This window comes from Desulfotomaculum copahuensis, from assembly GCF_001655685.1.
In the GTDB taxonomy this organism is placed as follows: Bacteria; Bacillota; Desulfotomaculia; order Desulfotomaculales; family Desulfovirgulaceae; genus Desulfotomaculum_G; species Desulfotomaculum_G copahuensis.
In genome coordinates this window covers 1-1,293 of the sequence record NZ_LYVF01000041.1, presented here as the reverse complement: position 1 = coordinate 1,293, position 1,293 = coordinate 1, and the positions used below count along the sequence as shown (strand labels likewise).

1 protein-coding gene is annotated in these 1,293 nt (G+C 36.4%); it reads left to right on the top strand.

Annotated features, from left to right (window positions below; all coding sequences use genetic code 11):
• Positions 1 to 1,289: flagellar filament capping protein FliD (gene fliD, locus A6M21_RS17740; protein WP_078060356.1), on the top strand; the 1,289-nt coding region annotated here is incomplete at its 5' end.
• Positions 1,290 to 1,293: the final 4 nt, after the last annotated feature.

The window sequence follows — 1,293 nt, the reverse complement described above, 5'->3', positions numbered from 1 at the left end:
TTGATACAAGTTATATGTATATGATGTACCCTTATTACAGCGACTACAGCTATCTTTTTAATACGAGCAATCCATTGACTTCACTATCAAATATTTCTTCTGACAATATATCTCAAATCGCACAGCAAGCATTGTACACAGATATGGAGAACCAACAGTTGCCAATGCAATCGACAAATGCCCTTGTCATGTTGAATAGTTACGCAAATAATTTGGCTGAAACAGCGTCACAGTTGCAACTTACATCGCCTGATAATGTTTTTAACCAGATGGTCGCTACATCCAGTGATCCAACTTCCATAAGTGTATCAGCTCAACCAGGTGCAACTGCTTCTACCTATAGTGTCACTGTAAATCAGCTTGCCATGGCACAACAGAACAATGGGACAAGTTTGTCAAGCAATAGTGTTACAAGCCTTACACCTGGAACATACAGCTTTACGGCACAAGTAGGTGGGCAACAATATAATATATCTTTCAATGTCAATCAAGGAGACACTAATCAAACTGTCTTAGATAATATGGCTCAAGCAATTAACTCTGCAAATATAGGAATTACAGCCATTGTAAATAACAATCCATATCTTGGTACAAGTCAGTTAGAAATAAATGCAAATAATACTGGAACAAATAATGCATTCACTTTGACAGATGTCAGCGGCAATGCAGTTTCATATACTGGCGCAAATACAGTAACAGTAAAAGCAACAAACGCAAATTATACTATTAATGGAGTAAGTGGTACATCTCAAACAAACACCGTCAATGTTGACAATAACAACTTGACCATGACATTTAATAACACTGTAAGCAATGCTACAGTGACAGTGGCGCCTGATACGCAATCCATAAGCGACAGCATAAATAATTTTGTCAATAACTACAACGAGATGTTAACATATGTGAATCAGAACCAGCAATATATAAGTCCTCTTGTTGCTTCAGAGCTTACTCAAAGCTATGAATATCAGGCATCAAATTTACAAGCCATTGGAATTACTCAAAATCCAGACATGACTCTTTCGATAGACCAAAATACTTTAAATAATGCAATACAGAACAATTTTAGCACTGTACAAGCAGCCTTTGCTGGATTTGATGGATTGGCTGTAAATGTAGGTCAATTTGCTGGGCAAATAGCTGAAAGTCCTCTTACAGACTATGCAAATGAAACGATGCCTTTAGTCAATAACAATATGGGGATTTATGATTCAACTGGAATGCTTGATGCGTCATTAATTCAAACAATGCTGATGCCATCTGGTCAATTTATAAATTCATTAATTTAACAAT